Annotated in this window: 14 protein-coding genes; 3 read left to right on the top strand and 11 right to left on the bottom strand. The window is 71.6% G+C overall.

Features of this window, described 5'->3' with window-relative positions:
• The first annotated feature begins 42 nt into the window (after positions 1–42).
• The gene (locus QOL69_RS00485; RefSeq protein WP_283401612.1) at positions 43–1,506 is read left to right on the top strand and encodes an MATE family efflux transporter; all 1,464 of its coding nucleotides are present in this window, start codon (positions 43–45) and stop codon (positions 1,504–1,506) included.
• A gap of 64 nt (positions 1,507–1,570) precedes the next feature.
• On the opposite strand, the gene QOL69_RS00480 is transcribed toward QOL69_RS00485, so the two are convergent.
• From QOL69_RS00480 to QOL69_RS00460, 5 genes are all read right to left on the bottom strand, one after another.
• Entirely contained in the window at positions 1,571–2,122 is a 552-nt protein-coding gene (locus QOL69_RS00480; RefSeq protein WP_283401611.1) for a cysteine hydrolase family protein, read from the bottom strand.
• Positions 2,115–2,987 (bottom strand): YqcI/YcgG family protein, encoded by an 873-nt coding sequence (locus tag QOL69_RS00475; protein ID WP_283401610.1) that lies wholly within the window; start codon positions 2,985–2,987, stop codon positions 2,115–2,117. The genes QOL69_RS00480 and QOL69_RS00475 overlap by 8 nt, the downstream gene beginning before the upstream one ends.
• A gap of 160 nt (positions 2,988–3,147) precedes the next feature.
• On the bottom strand, positions 3,148–4,347 hold the full coding sequence (locus tag QOL69_RS00470) for a DUF6498-containing protein (protein WP_283401609.1): 1,200 nt from the start codon (positions 4,345–4,347) through the stop codon (positions 3,148–3,150).
• 136 nt (positions 4,348–4,483) lie between these two features.
• Positions 4,484–5,968 carry a sodium:solute symporter family protein gene (locus tag QOL69_RS00465; RefSeq protein ID WP_283401608.1) on the bottom strand — a complete coding sequence of 495 codons (1,485 nt, stop codon included), beginning with the start codon at positions 5,966–5,968 and terminating at the stop codon, positions 4,484–4,486.
• Positions 5,965–6,258, bottom strand: coding sequence for a DUF3311 domain-containing protein (locus QOL69_RS00460; protein WP_283401607.1), 294 nt, complete (start codon positions 6,256–6,258; stop codon positions 5,965–5,967). The genes QOL69_RS00465 and QOL69_RS00460 overlap by 4 nt, the downstream gene beginning before the upstream one ends.
• 177 nt (positions 6,259–6,435) lie before the next feature.
• Here QOL69_RS00460 and dnaG point away from each other — a divergent pair, with 177 nt between their 5' ends.
• Complete coding sequence (gene dnaG / locus QOL69_RS00455) at positions 6,436–8,052, top strand: DNA primase DnaG (RefSeq protein ID WP_283401606.1); 1,617 nt, start codon at positions 6,436–6,438, stop codon at positions 8,050–8,052.
• Between the two features lie 38 nt (positions 8,053–8,090).
• Here dnaG and QOL69_RS00450 read toward each other — a convergent pair whose 3' ends face one another.
• The gene (locus QOL69_RS00450) at positions 8,091–9,113 is read right to left on the bottom strand and encodes an A24 family peptidase (protein ID WP_283401605.1); all 1,023 of its coding nucleotides are present in this window, start codon (positions 9,111–9,113) and stop codon (positions 8,091–8,093) included.
• A gap of 124 nt (positions 9,114–9,237) precedes the next feature.
• Between QOL69_RS00450 and QOL69_RS00445 the strand changes: the two genes are divergently transcribed.
• Positions 9,238–9,774: an HPP family protein gene (locus QOL69_RS00445; protein ID WP_283401604.1), complete on the top strand. Its 537-nt coding sequence runs from the start codon at positions 9,238–9,240 to the stop codon at positions 9,772–9,774.
• A 6-nt stretch (positions 9,775–9,780) separates the two neighbouring features.
• On the opposite strand, the gene QOL69_RS00440 is transcribed toward QOL69_RS00445, so the two are convergent.
• The 5 genes from QOL69_RS00440 to QOL69_RS00420 form a co-directional block, all read right to left on the bottom strand.
• Positions 9,781–11,058, bottom strand: coding sequence for a DUF6498-containing protein (locus QOL69_RS00440; protein WP_283401603.1), 1,278 nt, complete (start codon positions 11,056–11,058; stop codon positions 9,781–9,783).
• 116 nt (positions 11,059–11,174) lie between these two features.
• Complete coding sequence (locus QOL69_RS00435; protein ID WP_128909140.1) at positions 11,175–11,387, bottom strand: hypothetical protein; 213 nt, start codon at positions 11,385–11,387, stop codon at positions 11,175–11,177.
• Positions 11,384–12,469 (bottom strand): GNAT family N-acetyltransferase, encoded by a 1,086-nt coding sequence (locus QOL69_RS00430; RefSeq protein ID WP_283401602.1) that lies wholly within the window; start codon positions 12,467–12,469, stop codon positions 11,384–11,386. Before QOL69_RS00430 ends, QOL69_RS00435 begins: the two co-directional genes overlap by 4 nt.
• Positions 12,466–13,785 carry a Glu-tRNA(Gln) amidotransferase subunit GatD gene (gatD, locus tag QOL69_RS00425; protein ID WP_283401601.1) on the bottom strand — a complete coding sequence of 440 codons (1,320 nt, stop codon included), beginning with the start codon at positions 13,783–13,785 and terminating at the stop codon, positions 12,466–12,468. Before gatD ends, QOL69_RS00430 begins: the two co-directional genes overlap by 4 nt.
• A 211-nt stretch (positions 13,786–13,996) precedes the next feature.
• Positions 13,997–14,272 carry a PadR family transcriptional regulator gene (locus QOL69_RS00420; protein ID WP_004597247.1) on the bottom strand — a complete coding sequence of 92 codons (276 nt, stop codon included), beginning with the start codon at positions 14,270–14,272 and terminating at the stop codon, positions 13,997–13,999.
• Positions 14,273–14,648: the final 376 nt, after the last annotated feature.

Raw genomic sequence — 14,648 nt, 5'->3', positions numbered from 1 at the left:
CATCACACTTATATTATCGCCAGCTAATACCGGAACCATTCGATGTTAGACGTCGATCAGGAGGCGGTCACCGACGGGCCGGTCGGGCGCGTGCTGCTCGTTCTCGCCGCGCCGCTCGTCGCGCAGAACGTCGTGTACGTCGCGAACGCGCTGATCGACACGTTCTGGCTCGGGCGGGTCGGCGAGGACGCGGTCGCCGCGGTCGGTCTCAGCCTCCCGATCCAGTCGCTGCTCGGCGCGACGGTCGTGGTCGGCGCGATCGGCACGCAGATCCTCGTCTCGCAGCGCGCCGGCGACGACGATGCGAGGGGGGCGCGACGCGTCGCGGTCAACGGCGCGCTCGTCGCGCTCGCGGTCACGGCGGCGGTCGCGATCCCGGTCGTCGTCTACGCCGAGGAGGCGGTGGCGCTCCTCGGGGCCGACCCCGCGCTCGCCGGCACGACGGCGACGTACCTCGCGATCGTGATCGCCGTCCTCCCGATCGGGGCCGTCGGCGACACCGTCGAGAACTGCTTTACCGCGTACGGCGACACCCGCGCGGTGTTCCACGTGAGCCTCGTCAGCGTCCTCGTCAACCTCGTCGCCGCGCCGGTCCTCATCTTCGGGGTCGGTCCCGCCCCGGAGCTCGGCGTCGCCGGGGCCGCGCTCGGCACCGCCCTCGCGGGCGTCGCCGGACTCCTGTGGATCCTCGGGTACGCGGCCGGAATCGGCCGCGACACCTTCCGGCTCACCCGCGAGGCGTTCGCGCTCGATCCCGCGACCGCCCGCGAGGTCGTCTCCGTCGGGCTCCCGCTGGGCGGGCAGCGCGGCGTGAGCGAACTGGTCCGGGTGTTCGTCGTCGGGCTCGTCGCGATCGCCGGCGGCGCGGCGGGCGTCGCGGCGTACACGGTCGGCGCGCGGGTCGCGACGCTCGCGATCGTCCCGGCGCTCGGGATGCAGCAGGCCGCCCAGTCGATGGTCGGGCAGAACCTCGGCGCGGACGCCCCCCGACGCGCCCGCCGGACGACGACCGTCGGCACCGGGATGGTCGTCGCCGGGTTCCTCGCGCTCGGTGCCGTCCAGTTCCTGTTCGCCGGCGGGATCGCGGACCTCCTCGCCCCCGACCTCACGGCGACCGGGCGCGACCTCGCGGTGACGTACCTCCGGATCCTCGGGGCGTCCTACTGGGCGCTCGGCGGGACGTACACCCTGCTGGCCGGGTTCAACGGCGCGTCCAGGACCCGCACCGCCTTCGTCGCCGACCTGGTCAAGTACTGGGCGGTCCGGTTCCCGATCGCGGTCGCGGCCGTCCCGGTCGCGACGACGTTCGGCGCGCTCGGCGTCACCGTGACGCCGGGGCTGGGGTGGGGCGTCGAGGCCGTCTTCTGGGCGGTCGCCGCCTCGAACGTCGTCGGCTTCCTCGGACTGGGCGGCTACTTCCTGTACACGACCCGGCGCGGGATGTTCGCGAGCGCCGCCGAGCGCGCGAGCGGCGGCGGAACCGGGGCGGAGACGAGCGACGACTGAGCGCGGTCGCTCAGCGGTGCGGTCGCCCTCGGCGGTACAGTCGCCCTCGGCGGTGCGGTCGCGGTCAGCGCTCCCCGAGCAGGTCGCCGCTCTCGACGACCGTCGCGAACTCGCCGTTCAGGTGCGCGAGCGCGACGCGGTGGGAGGTCTCCGGGTCGATCCGCTCGCCGTCGGGCGCGTCGCGGGCGTGCGTCGCGGTCGCGTCGGCGACGACCCAAACGTCGTAGCCGCGGTTCTCGGCCTCGCGCGTCGTGGTCGAGACGCAGTGGTCGGTTGTCAGCCCGCAGACGACGAGCGACTCGTGACCCGCCTCGCGGAGCCACGCGTCGAGTCCGGAGTCGAGGAACGCCCCGTTGACCGACTTCTCGAAGGTCGGCTCGCCGTCGGCGGGGGCCGTCTCGGGCTTCCACGCGAAGCCGGGGGTGTCCGCCCGCAGCGGCGACCCCGGCTCGGTCGAGGCGTGGCGGACGTGCGCGACGGGCCGGCCCGCCTCGCGCCAGCGGTCGAGGAGCGCGGCCGCGACCGCCTCGGCGTCGGGGTTGTTGCGCTCGCCCCAGCCCGGTCCGTCGAAGCCGGTCTGGAAGTCGACGAGGAGGAGGACGGCGTCGTCAGTCATCGCCGAGTCCCGCGGTGAAGGAGGCGTCGCGGTCGACCGCGTCGGCGTCGCCCGCGAGCCGACGCCACGCGCCGGGTTCGAGCAGCGGTTCCGGCGCTTTCGGGTGGTCGCGGGTCGGGTCGAGGGGGCATTCGTCCGGGGCCGCATCGGCGTCCTCGCGGAACAGGTACTGCTTCCACTCGCGGTCGCCCTCGGCCCCCCAGTCACCGAGGTCGGCGTGGGGGCAGACGCCGTCGTACTCGCCCATGCGATCGCGGATGGTCTCGCGGGCGCGCTCGCCCGCCTCGGTGTCGGCCGTGATCCCCTCGAAGACGGCCCGCGGCTGGAAGGTGATCTCTAGCCCGACCGGCGAGTACCGGCTCTTCCGGTCGTCGTAGAAGGGGGCGCGGGAGGTCGGGAACAGCGCCTCGCCGCCGAAGCAGAACTCCCAGCGCGGGGTGTCCGGATCGGTGGGAATGTCCTCGGGCCACGGCTCCGGGTCGTGGACGTGGAGGAACTCCAGCACGTGCCAGAGCCGCTCGTGGTAGTGCGCCTCGCTGCGGTCGTCGTCGGGCGGGTTGAAGAACACCGCGAGCGGCGCGCGGTCGGCGTGGTCCCCGTAGGTGGCGAGGTATTCGAGGAGCGTGTCTCGCAGCCGGAGGAGGGCGGCCGGGTCCGTCGTCGACTCGCAGGCGGCGTACAGGAGGTCACCCTCTCGCTCGACCTCGATGCCGAAGTAGCAGGGGAACGGCGACCCGTCGCGCTCGCCGAGCATCGACTCCCGGAAGGTGCGGTAGTGCTCCCGCAGCCAGCCCGGGGCCTCGTCCAGTCGGTCGTGGAGCGTCTCCTGATCCAACAGCACGCCCTCGGTTCCGGGCTCGTTCATACTCCTGTTGGGTGGTAGACGAGCATTTGCCTTTCGACGACCCCACCGAGACGGGAACGACGGACACGCGGAGGGCCCCCGCTCAGGACCCATCGTCCGGTCGCTCCGCCCGTCGATCGAAGACGTCGAGAACCGGCCCCGGATCTGCCAGTCTTGGGAGTCAGACCTCCCGGTCGCGGAGCTCGACGACGACGGACCGGGTAGCCGTCAGGCGGTCGATCCGGTCGCGCTCGACGCGGAGGCCCTCCTCGTCCCACGGCTCGATCCGCCACAGTACCCCGCCGAACAGTCGGTCGTACGCGACGATCGAGGGATCCTCGTCGTCGATCCGGTACTCCAGCGGGCCGTACCGGATCAGCGAGTCGAACGCAGGAGCGGTCACCGGGGCCGTGACCGCGAGCAGGGCGAGTCCGACGGCGAGCAGGGTCGCGCCCGAAATCCCGGCTAGAAGCGTCGCAGTCGCGAGGAACGCCGCGAGGAGCCAGCCGCCCGGTCGTCGTATCCCGGCGAGCGGATGGCCGAGGACGCGGCCGATTCCGGTCGGTCGAAGTCGGCGGTCGGGATCCGGCACCGGATCGAGGTCCCGTTCGCGGGCGGGCAGGTCGTACGCCCATCCGAGGTCGTAATCCGTCGACTCGTCGAACACGACCAGCCGGTCGCCGTACAGGGCCGCGAGATCGAACGCGAACTTGACGAGCACGGCGAGCCCGAGGACGATCGGACCGAACGTCGTCGGCTCCGCGACCTCGCCGATTGGGACGTCGGCGTCGTCGGCGACGGCTGCCGCGACGAGTGGGACGACGAAGAACCCGACGAGCAGGAGCGTCGCCATCCGGAGGAGGACTCCCCGGAGGGCAGTCCCCGCGCTCTCGTCGCGGTAGCCCCCGCGATAGAAGTAGTCGACCGCGGTTCGGAGGGCCTCGGCGGCGGCTATCCCGACCGCGGCGAGAAGGGCGGTTCCGACCGTCTCGGGACGTACGCCTTCGGCCCCGGCGAGTGCCAGCAGTATCGGTCCGGTGACCGCCCACAACACGGCGAGAAACGGGACGAGAACTGCCAGAGAGAACAGCGAGGAGAGGTGGACCCGAACGCCGGTCCGCGGGACCGGAACCGAGAGCCGCTTCTCGACTATCGCGCCGAACACCAGCACGTTCGCGTCGAACCCGCTCGGACGCCCGGCGAAGACGCCGCGGAGGACCGCGAACGCCGCCACCACGCCCAGCTCGAACCAGTAGACCGTGACGAGCGTCGTCGCGTCCCAGCCGAGCGCGACGACGCCGACGAGGGGGAGGAGGTTCGCGATCCCGACGGCGACCGCTGCCGACCGGCTGGCGTCGGGCGACCGCGGGAGGGCGACCACGCCGGACGCTCGTCGCGATCACTCATAAAATGACTACGTACGGGCCGGGAGGCGTCGACGACCGGTATAACCAGACACGTCGACAGCGACGAGCGCTTATAAATAACCGCGACCGCAACGCGGTCGACCGCCCGCGTTAGTCGCCCGCGACCGCGAACCGTGAGGCGTCGCCCTCCTCCGTCGGCGCGGAGAGGATCGAGACGCCGACCGTGAGCGCGCCCGAGAGGACCATCAGCCCGAGCGCGACGTCCCAGCCGCCGAAGACGGTGCGCGACAGCGTCGGGACGAGCGGGAGGACCGCGGACAGCACCACGAGCAGGTACGCCGCCTGCGGGACGGCGATCCCGGCGACCATGCCCGTGCGGGTCGTCCGCGGCCAGTAGAGCGCGCAGATCACGGGGAGCGCGAGCAGCGCGAACCCGGAGAAGGCGGTGTCGCCGACCTCGATCAGCGTCCCCGGCCGGAACAGGCTCGCGACGAACGCCAGCGTCGCGAACGCCGCCACGCCGATCCGCGCGATCCACGCCTCGCGCCGCTCGGAGGCGTCCGCGTCGACGAGCGGGCGGTACAGGTCGCGGGTGAAGTACGACGACCCGGATAACAACATCGAGTCCGACGAGGACATCATCGCGGCCATCGCGCCCGCGATCACCAGCGCGGCGAACCACGCCGGCGCGTACTCGTTCAACACGACCGGCAGCACGTTCGCGCCCTCGGGGACCTCGATCGGCATCCCGGCCGCCCACGCGCCGAGCATGAACGCGGGGAGGAAGAGTAGGAGGACTAACACGGGCCACAGCGCGAACGACCGCTTCAGCGTCGCGGCCGACTTCGCGACGAAGAACCGCTGGTTGATCTGCGGGAACATCGTCACCCCGAACGCGATGGTGATCGCCGTCGAAATGATGAACCCGGGCGTGTACGTCCCGCCGCCGAAGCTCCCGAACTCGGGGCGGGCCGCTAACATTGCGCCGGTCGCGGCACCGACGCCGCCGACCGCGGAGAGGACCCACGCCGCCGCGATCCAGACGATGGAGAGCATGAACAGCCCCTGAAGCGTGTCCGTCCACGCCACGCCGCGGAGCCCGGCGACGGTGACGTAGAGGATCATGAACGCCGTGATGAGCGCCGCGCCGCCCCAGTAGGGGACGACGCCGTCGGTGAGTCCCACGAGCGCCTCGCCGGCCCCCATCTGCTGGAGCATCACGTACGGGAACAGCCACAGGAGGCTCACGCTGGCGACCAGCGCGCGCAGGCCGACGGAGCCGAACCGGTCGCCGAGCATCTCGCCGAGCGTCACGTAGCCGTTGCGAGCGCCGATCAGCCACTGCTTGTAGCCGATCACGTACCACAGCACGGCGAACAGGACGCCGTCGAGCGTTCCCATGACCACCAGCCACTCGGGTCCGGCGGCGTACGCGAGGTTCGGGCCGCCGAAGAAGGTGAACGCCGAAAGCAGGGTGGCGAAGGTCGTGAACAGCAGTACGAGCGTCCCGATCGACCGGCTCGCGAGGTAGTAGTCCTCGGCGGTCGTCTCCGAGACGCGGTACGCAACGAGGCCGAGCGCGAGCGCGACGACGAGGTAGCCGACGACGACGCCGAGCGAGAGACCGAGCGTCATCGGCGGTCGCCCTCCGCGTCGGCGGTCTTCGCGGTCCCGCTGGCGGTTCCGGGGGTTCCGCTGCCGGAGTCCGTCGTCGACCGCTGCCCCATCCCGCGCTCCCACGCGCCGCTCCGGACGAACAGCGCGAACAGCGCCGCACACAGCCCCAGCCACGCCACGTGCCACCAGATCCACACCGGCAGGCCCGCGACGACGCGGTCGACACCCCAGAGGGGCCACGGCACCGCGAACGCCACGAGTATCGCGAACGTCGGTATCCACACGAGATCGCTCCGTGAGCGCATCATGTGCGATAAATCTGTTTCCGTAGACACTAAGAACTATCGGATAGATTCGAAAATGCGTATCGGAGAGAAATTTTCTTCAATAGCCGTCGACGGAGGGGCGTGGCGATAGCTATTTTCCGCGAGGGACGAAACGTAAGGCGGGCGGCTTCTCCCGCCCGATATCACAATTCACACATCATGAAAGACACAGAAAAATACCTGATACACGCCACCATCGCGGCCGACGGCGTCGTCGAGCGGAGCGATGTCGTCGGGGCGGTGTTCGGCCAGACCGAGGGGCTGCTCGGCGACGAGCTGGACCTCAGGGACCTCCAGGAGTCCTCGCGCGTCGGCCGGATCGACGTCGCCGTCGAGTCCGAGAACGGGCAGTCGTTCGGCGAGGTCACCGTCGCCTCCAGCCTCGACAAGGTCGAGACCGCGATCCTGGCGGCCGCGTTGGAGACGATCGACCGTATCGGCCCCTGTCACGCCTCCGTGGAGGTGACGAGCATCGAGGACGTGCGGGCGGCCAAGCGCCGCGAGGTCGTCGAGCGCGCCAAGGAGCTGGTCGCCGGCGGCTTCGAGGAGACGAGCCTCGCGAGCAGCGACGTGTTAGAGGAGGTCCGCGACGCCGCCCGCGTCGAGGGCATCGTCGACTACGAGGGGCTCCCCGCCGGCCCGCGGGTCGGCGACTCCGACGCGGTCATCGTCGTCGAGGGCCGCGCCGACGTGTTGACGCTGCTCGACTGCGGGATCAAAAATGCCGTCGCGGTCGAGGGGACGAACGTCCCCGAGGCGGTCGCCGACCTGACCGCCGACCGGACCGTCACCGCCTTCCTCGACGGCGACCGCGGCGGGGAGCTCATCCTCCGCGAGCTCGGGCAGGTCGGCGAGGTCGACTACGTCGCGTTCGCGCCGCCCGGCGAGTCCGTCGAGGACCTCGACCGCGACGCCGTCTTCGAGGCGCTCCGCGGGAAGGTCCCGTACGCGAGCCTCGCGGACGCCGCCGACCTCCGGGCGGCCGCGAGCGACGAGGAGATCGCTGACGGCGACGACCCCGGATCGGTCGCCCGCGTCGGCGACGGCGGCGCGGTGCCGAGCGACTCCGCGGCGGACGATTCGCCCGGTCCGTCGCCAGAGTCGCCCGATCTGCCGGGCGTCGACGAGACGGACGAACCGACCGAACCGGCGAACGAACCCGACGGGTCCGACGAGGAACCGACCGAATCCGGCGGCGAACCCGACGCGTCCGGCGAGGAACCGACCGAATCCGGCGACGAACCCGGGCAGTCCACAGACGCGGACGCTGGACCCGCCGGCGGCGCGGCGACCGACGTCGAGTCCGACCCAGCGACCGACGCCGAACCCGACTCGGTGACGGACGACAACCTCGACGTGGAGCCGGTCGGCAAATCGGACGCAGAGCCGACCGAGGTCGACGCCGAGTCGGTCGGAGACGCGGAGACGGACGAATCGGACAGATCCGGCGAGGCCGACGAGACCGCCGACGAACCGCGATCGATCGCGGGTCACGTCAGCGAGGTCGTCGACGGTGAGAGCGGACGCGCGCGCTTCCTCGGCGAGGAGTTCGACATCCTCGACGAAGTCGACGCCGCCGACGCGTTCAACGCGCTCGACGCCGCCGACACCGCGCCTCAGGCGGTCGTCGTCGACGGGACCGTCGACCAGCGCCTGCTCGACGTGGCTGCCCAGCGCGGCGTCGGCGACCTGATCGGCCGCGACCTCGGGGAGTTCGTGAAGCGCCCGGTCGGGACGCGCGTCCTCGCCGCCGCCGACGTCTGGGCCGAGAACTGAGGCGAGTCGCCGTCAGGGAACGGGTTTTCGTCGCGGATTCAGACGAGTCCGACAGCGCCGAGAAGCGCGAACAGCGCGTCGCCGTTCGTGAGCGAGACGACGAGCCCGACCGCCATCGGGACGACGAACGGCATACCGGGCGAGACCAGCACGCGGTCCGCGTCGGCGACGACCTCCAGCCCGTCCCGGAGCGTCGCGGCGTCGGTGCCGTACGCGCCGTGATCGATGTCGTCGAGGAAGCGCTCGGCGGCCCACGGGTCGGCCGCGGCCGTTTCGTCGTCCGTGCCCGTTTCGTCGATCGCGGTTCCGCCGTCCGGGGCCGCGTCGTCGACTGCGCGCCCCCCGTCGGTCCGCGGGCCGACGTGGGTCCCGCCGTCGGTCGGGTCGAACGTCTCGCCGACCGAGTCGGGGTCGCGGAGCCCGTCCGGGTCGTCGCGCAGGTCCGCGAGCGTGAGGCCGCGCCAGCGGAGGTACATCCGGAGCGCGTCGAGGTCGAGACCGCCCCGCGTCGGTCCGTCGGGGTCCTCGAACAGCCGTCCGTGTCTGTCGGGCAGCGACGCGGTCGCGACCGGACGCGCGAGGAACATGTTCGACGAGACCTCGCCGCGGACGAGGTTGAGCACCGCGAGACCGACCGGGTAGGCGAGTCCGATCAACACCGTGTTCGTGAGGATCGTCAGCGAGAACACGCCGAGATCGGTGTCGACGAGCGGGAAGACGAGGGTCCCGACCTCGTAGGCCGGGAACGTCGGGAACGCGATCGCGAGCGCGATCATCGCCTTGGCGTCGGCCCCGCCGAACGCGCCGAGGTACCAGAAGGCGTAGCCGAGCGGCGCGACGAACAGCAGGCTAATCGCGGCCCGGACGAGGAAGATCCGCCCGTCGAACCCCGCGAACGGCCACAGGGTGGCGGCCTCCCAGACCAGAAGCAGCCCGCCGAACAGGTAAAGCGGCGGCCACATCCGGTTCGGGAGGCGTCGGGTCCGGACGTCCCGGATCGCCGCCCACGCGAACACGGGAACGACGAGCAGTCGGAGGAGGTCCGGCAGCGTCGCGAACATGTCATCACGGGGGAGACCGGCCCAATTAGGCGTTCGGGTTCGGCTATCGCGATCGATACCGCCGGTCCGGTTCGACACCGCCGATCCGCCGGGGCTTTGTGAGTCGGCTCCCGAGGCGCTCGCAATGTGCCGGCGGATCGGGACGAGCCTGTACGCCGGCCTGCTTTTCACCGTCCTCGGTACCGTCGCGTGGGCGACCGGCCAGCCGTTCGTCTTCCCGAGCCTCGGGCCGTCCGCGTTCGTCCTCACGTTCGACCGCCGGAGCGAGCGGGAGCGCGCCGTCCGCGTGGTCGGCGGCCACCTGATCGGCGGCCTCGCCGGGCTGGCGGCGTGGACGTTCGTCGCGGACGGGCCCGCGCTCATCGCCACGCCGCCCGCGTTCTCTCCTGAGGGGTTCCGGCTCGCGGCGGCCGCCACCCTCTCGCTCGTGGCGACCAGCTGGGCGATGATCGCGACCGGAACCGTCCATCCTCCGGCGTGCGCGACGACGCTCATCGTCTCGCTCGGCCTCCTCTCGACGCCGCGATCGGTGGCGATCATCGTCGCGAGCGTGACGGTCCTCGTCGCCTTCCACGCCGGCGTCATCCTCGTCTTCAAGCGGCTGGTCGGTGACTCACACCCGCTGTACGGGCGCGACGACGCGGATGACGGGGAGGGGTAGTCGGGGTCACTCGTCCGGCCGGTCCGGCCGTCTGTCGAAGACGTCGAGGATCGGGTCGGGGTCCGCGAGCTCCGGGATGCGGTACCCGTCGTCGCGGAGTTCGATCACGACGGTCTCGGTGCCGAGCCGCCGGTCGAGCCGACCGCGTTCTACCCGGAGATCCGTCTCGTCCCACGGCTCGACGCGCCACAGATCGACGCCGAACAGGCGGTCGCGGGCGACCAAGGCGTCGTCGCCGGCGCGGTACTCGACGAGTCCGTACCGGAGTTCGTGGTCGATCGCGGCGAGGGCGAGCGGGAGCGCGACGGCCGCCGCGAGGAGGACGGCGACGGTCGCCCACTCGCCGCCGATCGCGAACAGCACGGCGACGAGCGCGGGGATCCCGGCGACGTACCACAGGCCCGGGTGGGCGAGGAGGGTGGCCGGCACGCCGGCGAGCCGCGAGCGAACGGGCTGCCGGACCGTTCGGACCGGGTCCGCGACCGAACCGTCGATCGGCTCCGCCGGGGGCGGGTCGTACGAGAGCCCCAGTTCGAGCGACGACGACTCGTCGAACGCGGCCAGCCGGTCGCCGTACAGGCTCGCGAGGTCGAAGGCGAACTTCACCCCGACGATGCCGAGCAGGAGCGGAAGTCCGATCGCGTCGGGATCGAGCGCGGATATCGGTGTGTCGTCCTCCAAGGTCCCCGCGGCGACGACCGTAACGGTGAACAGCGCGCCGAGGAATATCGCCGCACCGCGGGCGAACACCCCTCGTATCGCCGTCTGCGCGCTGTGGTCGCGGTACTCGCCGCGACCGAAGTACTCGACGAGCGTCGTCGCCCCCTCGCCGACGAAGACGGCGATGACCGCGAGCGTCACGGTGTCGAGCGCCTCGGGCGCTAACCCGCCGTCGACGACGACGCCGACCGTGAGCGCGCCGACGATCCCCCAGACGACCGCGAGGATCGGCGTCGCGATCGGGAGGACGAGCAGCGAGGAGACGCGCACCTGAACGCCGGTCCACGGGATCGACAGCCCGACACGACGCTGCGCGAGCGGACCGGAGATCAACACCCCGCGTTCGATCTCGGACGGCCGGCCGGCGAACAGCGCGCGGACGAGGGCCCAGCCGGAGGCGATCCCGAGTTCGAACCAGTAGAGGGTCATCAGCGCGGCCGCGTTCCAGCCGAGCGCGACGACGCCGACGAGCGGGAGCAGGTTCGCGACCGCGACCGAGAGCGCTCGGGGGCGACGACCGCGGACGAACACGCGCAGCCGGGCGACCGGACCGGGGGAGGGCATCCGTCGGTCGTTTCGGGTCGTCGCCTAAAAGCGGTCGGGACCGCTCGACGCAGCGCGGCGTCGGACGAGTCGGCTGCGAGACACGGCGGACCGGTCGGCCGCGAGACGCGACCGAGTCACCGCGCCGGACCGGCGTCGCGGTGGAGGTAGAGGTACGCGAGCACCGGAACGATCGTGAACACGAGCGTCGAGAGCCCCCAGACGAGCGCGTAGCGGCTCCCGCGCGCCCTCGCGTCGCGGTAGATCCACACCGCAGCGGCGACGACGACGCCGTAGATCACGAGCGTGAGCGGGAGCGACCACGGGAGGGCGACGCCGAAGAGGGTCATGGCTCCCCGCCGGTGAGGTCCGCGGCCATGACGAAGTCCGGTTCGGCCGCGACCGGGACGCGGTTCGCCCCGGTGTCGCTCACGTGTTCGACGGTCTCGGGTATCAGCACGCGGGCGGCGTCGGCCTCGGCCGCCCCGGCGTCGGCGGCGACCGCGTCGTACAGCGCCCCCGCCGCGTCGACGCCGCGCCACGCGGCCGCGCCGTACGTCGCGGTCCGGACGGTCTCGCCGTCGACCTCGCGTTCCGTCACGCGCGTCCGGACCGCGAAGCCGGCGAACCCGTCCGCGTCGGCGACGCCGAGCAGTCGGTCCTCGGCGGCCGCGGTCGCGAGCCGCTCGCGGGTGAGCGCCGAGCAGGCCCACGACTCGTCGGGGTCGAGCGCGAGCCCGCGGAGGTGGTCGCGGGCGTCGCTGTCGCTCCAGAACGCCCACGCGGCGTTCGGGTCGGCGTCCGCGAGGACGTCGACCCCGGCGTCGTCGCCGTCGGTCGCATCCGAGCCGGAGCCGACTGCGTCGTCACCGACCGCGTCCGGGTCGGGGTCCGGCTCCGCGAACCGGAACTCGGTCGCCGGCTCGAAGCCGACCGCCCGCGACTGGCCGAGTCCCATGACGTTCCACGAGAACACCATGTTGCGGCAGACGGTCGCGCCGCGCTCGCGACTCCAGTCGAGCGCGGCGGTCGAGAGCGCGGTGCCGACGCCGTGGCCGCGAGCGGCGGGGTCGACGCGGATCCCCTGTCCCCACGCCTCCCACTCCGAGAGGGAGACGGCCTGGATACAGCCGACGACCGCCTCGGGATCGCCCGCGTCGGCGACCCCCGTCCCGTCGCCCTCGACGAGGGTGTCGCCCCCCTCTCGCCCGTCGAGACCGCCGGACTCGGCTGCCTCGGGGGGCAGCGTCGCGACGAACGTGCCGCGGTCCGGGTCTTCCGACGCGGCCCAGTCGGGGAACACCCGCGGGATGTAGTCCTCGTGGCGCTCGCCCCACGTGTCCCGCGTGAACGCCGCGATCGCGTCGGCGTCGGCGGGGCGCGCCTCGCGGACGACGGGGGCGGCCGCCGACTCCCCCTGCGCTCCCGTCATCGCCAGGGCCGCGACTCCTCGGTGAGTTCGCCCGCGAGGTCGCGGCCCATCGCCTCGGCGGGGTCCGAGCGGTTCGCGAGCGCCCACATCAGCTTCACCTTCGCGGTGCCGGGGAGGGTGTCGCCGGCCTCGACGACGCCCGCGTCGAGCAGGTCGCGGCCGGTGTCGTACACGCGGTCGCAAACCCGGCCGGCGAGACACTGGCTCGTCATCGCGACGACGGTCCCGCCCTCGACCAGTTCCTCGATCCGCGGGATGAGGTCGGTGTGGACGTGGCCGAGTCCGGTGCCCTCGATCACGACGCCATCCTTGTCGTCGAGGTACGCCCACGCGGCCGGGTCCATCCCGGGCGTGAACTTGACGAGTTCCACGTCGCCGTCGAGGTCGGGCGCGACGGCGACGCCGTCGCCCTCGGCGTCGCCGGCGGGGCCGGTGCCGGTCTCGCCGCGGGGGAGCGGCTCGCGGTTCCACTCGATCGCGGCGTCGGCCGCGTCGCCCTCGCTCCCCGCCTCCGCGGCGGCCTCGTAGTCGATCAGCCCGAGCGGCGCGGCACCGACCGTCTCGAAGGCGTCCCGGCGCGAGGTGTGGTTCTTCCGGACGCGCGTGCCGCGGTGGAGCGCGCAGGCGTCGTCGGAGGGGCTCGCGTGCATACACACCAGCGTCTCGGCGTGGTCGGCCTTCGCGGCCTCGACGGCGCACACCGCGTTCATCACGTTGTCGGAGGAGGGGCGGTCCGCGGAGCGCTGGCTCCCGGTGAACACGACCGGCACCGGCGAATCGAGCATGAAGGAGAGCGCGGACGCGGAGTACTGCATCGTGTCGGTGCCGTGCATCACGACGACGCCGTCGGCACCCGCCTCGACCTCCTCGCGGACGGCCGCGGCCAGCTCGCGCCAGATGGACGGCTCCATGTTCTCCGAGAGGATGTTCGCGACGACCCGGCCGCGGTAGTTCGCGCGTCCGGCGAGCTCCGGGACGGCCCGGAGGACATCTTCGGCGTCGAACTGGGCCGTGACGGCCCCGGTCCGGTAGTCGACGGTGGAGGCGATGGTCCCGCCGGTCGAGATGAGCGAGACCGTGGGCAGGTCGTCGTCGAAGGTGATCTCCGAGGTGGCGTCGTCGTCGGTCTCGGCCGCGGGGTCGACCTCGCGGACGGCGGATTCGAGCACCTCGACGTCGGCCGCGTCGCGGTCGATCCCGACGTTGTAGCCGCCGTCGAGCTTGACGACGAGGTGGTCGCGCGTCGTGGAGGGGAGCAGTACGCCCTCGTTGGTGACGCCCCCGCGCTCGACGCGGACGCGATCTCCCGGTTGCATACGACCGGGTTCCGCCGGGGCGGACTTGAATCCAACCGTTCGCGGCGCGCGCCTGTCGGTTCAGGGCGTTGCGGCTCGGAACTGGATGAACGGACGGCTCGGCGATCGGAACCGCTCGGCGGAAACGACGGAAGCGAAGGAAGAGGCAGAGACGGCGAGGCCGACGGAGCCGAGGGCTATCGGTCGGCTTCGGGGGTCGCTTGCGGGCGCGTCAGTGCTCGATGTACTCGGCTTCCCAGTCGGTGCGCGCCTCGATCTCGCGGCGACCGCGACGCGTCAGCGTGTAGTAGTTAGTACGGCGGTCGCGCTGGCCCTTTTCGACGAGCCCTTTCTCGACGAGCGTGTCGAGGTTCGGATAGAGGCGGCCGTGGTGGATCTCTTTCTCGTAGTACTCCTCGAGCTCCTCTTTGATAGCCAGCCCGTGCGGCTCGTCGAGCCCCGCGATCACGTAGAGGAGGTCGCGCTGGAAACCTGTGAGGTCGTACATACAACTGTCAGTACATACCTGTCGAAAATAAATAAATATACCGTTATATCAGTCTCCGTACGACCGGACGCCCCGCCTTACCACCCCGCAACGGACACGCCTGTCCTGTCAACTCCGTAACTGTCGTTGGCGGTTGGCGGTAGATTTGCGGTCGAGCGTCGTTTCTCGGGTCTGATACGTGGTGCGAACCGACGGCGACCGCACACGAGTCGGACCGGTCGCGAGGAACGTGGTGACTCGGCGAAGCGAACACGAACGGACCAAACCCGGGGCTACTCGGTCGAGTTATCGGAAGAAGGCACGCCCGACGCGGAAAAAAGCCGCGTCGGGCCTGCCGATTGGTCCCCGCTGACGCTTCGGCCCTCCAGACGAAGCG

This window comes from Halorubrum sp. DM2 (genome assembly GCF_901686465.1).
In the GTDB taxonomy this organism is placed as follows: Archaea; Halobacteriota; Halobacteria; order Halobacteriales; family Haloferacaceae; genus Halorubrum.
This window is presented reverse-complemented; position numbering and strand designations above follow the sequence as displayed.

Bases quoted from the DNA above. Each gene is read 5' to 3' on its own strand.
- QOL69_RS00445 (WP_283401604.1), top strand. From the start codon at position 9,238: ATGTGCCGGCGGATCGGGACGAGCCTGTACGCCGGCCTGCTTTTCACC.
- QOL69_RS00420 (WP_004597247.1), bottom strand. From the start codon at position 14,272: ATGTACGACCTCACAGGTTTCCAGCGCGACCTCCTCTACGTGATCGCG.
- QOL69_RS00435 (WP_128909140.1), bottom strand. From the start codon at position 11,387: ATGACCCTCTTCGGCGTCGCCCTCCCGTGGTCGCTCCCGCTCACGCTC.
- QOL69_RS00440 (WP_283401603.1), bottom strand. From the start codon at position 11,058: ATGCCCTCCCCCGGTCCGGTCGCCCGGCTGCGCGTGTTCGTCCGCGGT.
- QOL69_RS00475 (WP_283401610.1), bottom strand. From the start codon at position 2,987: ATGAACGAGCCCGGAACCGAGGGCGTGCTGTTGGATCAGGAGACGCTC.
- QOL69_RS00450 (WP_283401605.1), bottom strand. From the start codon at position 9,113: ATGTTCGCGACGCTGCCGGACCTCCTCCGACTGCTCGTCGTTCCCGTG.
- QOL69_RS00465 (WP_283401608.1), bottom strand. From the start codon at position 5,968: ATGACGCTCGGTCTCTCGCTCGGCGTCGTCGTCGGCTACCTCGTCGTC.
- QOL69_RS00430 (WP_283401602.1), bottom strand. From the start codon at position 12,469: ATGACGGGAGCGCAGGGGGAGTCGGCGGCCGCCCCCGTCGTCCGCGAG.
- QOL69_RS00480 (WP_283401611.1), bottom strand. From the start codon at position 2,122: ATGACTGACGACGCCGTCCTCCTCCTCGTCGACTTCCAGACCGGCTTC.
- QOL69_RS00485 (WP_283401612.1), top strand. From the start codon at position 43: ATGTTAGACGTCGATCAGGAGGCGGTCACCGACGGGCCGGTCGGGCGC.
- dnaG (WP_283401606.1), top strand. From the start codon at position 6,436: ATGAAAGACACAGAAAAATACCTGATACACGCCACCATCGCGGCCGAC.
- QOL69_RS00460 (WP_283401607.1), bottom strand. From the start codon at position 6,258: ATGATGCGCTCACGGAGCGATCTCGTGTGGATACCGACGTTCGCGATA.
- gatD (WP_283401601.1), bottom strand. From the start codon at position 13,785: ATGCAACCGGGAGATCGCGTCCGCGTCGAGCGCGGGGGCGTCACCAAC.